Annotated in this window: 1 protein-coding gene; it reads right to left on the bottom strand. The window is 57.0% G+C overall.

All coding sequences use genetic code 11. From position 1 onward, the window contains the following. On the bottom strand, positions 1 to 1,608 hold a 1,608-nt coding region (locus tag L6D63_RS28285), incomplete at both ends, for a hypothetical protein (protein WP_236170507.1).

Genomic DNA, 1,608 nt, shown 5'->3' with positions numbered 1-1,608 from the left:
GGCTTGCGATGGCTTTGGCTTGAGCCTGCTGCGACTCGCTGGCGCCCATTTTTACTGCGGTGTACGCCGCCTCAGCTGCTGCGTTGGCGCCAACCAGGTCGCGGGTCTTGGTCAGTTGCTCAATGTATTTTGCCCAAGCTTGCGCATTGCTTTCTGTCGAAGCGCCCACGGCGGCCTGAGATTTCGCCAAGCCGGATGTTGCAGCGGAAGCGGAATCCGCTGAGTTCTTGCTGAGATCCAGCAGTTTGCCGTAGCGCTGAGATGCCTCATTGCTGGTGGCGTAGGTATTGGCCAAGCCGATCAGTTGCGTTTTGTATTCGGCGGACAGCTTGGTGTTACTGCCAAGCCAGGTGGTCAGATCGGCTAGCGGCTTCTGACCATTTCCGACCTCCTCGAACAAGCTTTTGAATTGACGCATTGATACGCCAGCCGACTCGCCTGTAAGGGATAGACCGGTTATTGCCGTGTTCTTATATGACTCAAGAGCATCGGCCGCCTCCTCAGCCTCTTTCTTCTGTTCGCGCATCCAGCTGGAGGCCTGAAATTGCTTCTGCTCTGCGTTCAGTCGTTTGAACTTTTCGATCTGATCTTCAAGCGTCAGATTCTGATCGATCAGCGATTTTGTCGCGGTATCGGTGCTGCTCGCGAAGTAGATTGCCGCGCCGGCAGCCAGTGTGATGGCTGTTGTCAGTAGGCCCATAGGTCCGCCAAGCAGCCCCAAGATCGCCGAGCCAGCCCTCGCACCACCGCTCTGCGCGGCGTTAAGACGAGTCTGAGCGGCATTTTGAGCGTTCATCGCTAGCGTGTCAGCTTCGCGCGAAGTCACCAGTCGTGCGTTTCCAGCAGTGACAGCAGACTGAGCGATAATTTCTGAACTGGTTGCCTGGGCTAGCGCAGTCCGTGCGGCAGTTTGTTGGGCTGTAATGATAGCCTCGGTCCGACGAATCTCCGCTAAGCGAGCGAGAGATTGCTGACGTCCAGTCTCGGTGATCTGCGACTTTAGCCGCTGAGTCTCCAGAGCCCGATCCGCGACCAGCTGAGCCTGGATAGCCTGTATTCGGATAAGCGCGCTTGCTTGGGCGGCTCGCGTAGAAGAAGCCTCGACCAGTGATCTCTGGGAAATCGCCAGAGCGGCAGCCTCTTCGGTTGCAGCGCGTCGGGTAGCTTGTGCGGCAGCGGCTGTAGACGCAACGTCGGCCTGTCTTTCGGTGACAATTTGCGCTTGTGTCGCGACGATTAGGTCGTATCTAGCCTTGACCGCCAGCCCTAGAGAGCTGACCAGTCCGACACCAACTTTTGCAGCGTATGCACCGGTTATAGCCATCAACGCATCGGTGTTGGAAACCACCGTTTTCAGGCCATCACCGCCGACAGCAACGACACTGCCGAGGCCGGTCGCGATGGACTGAATGCCGTCGATGACTTCTGGTTTCGACAGAGAGTCGGCCAGCGCATCAACCGAACTGATAAGCGGATTTATGTCGATCTGCCCGACAGCAGCAAGGAAGTTGTTTTTCAGTGCGGTCGATGCCTGCTCAAACCGGCGCGGCATGCGATCAAGCTCCGAGTTCAGCGAAGTCAGAGACTTGAGAAGCGCATTGGTAACAA

Origin of the sequence: Pseudomonas parakoreensis (assembly GCF_021602155.1) — a bacterium.
Classification (GTDB): domain Bacteria; phylum Pseudomonadota; class Gammaproteobacteria; order Pseudomonadales; family Pseudomonadaceae; genus Aquipseudomonas; species Aquipseudomonas parakoreensis.
Note: the sequence above shows the minus strand (reverse complement) of the source record. Positions and strands in the feature narration are given on the sequence as shown.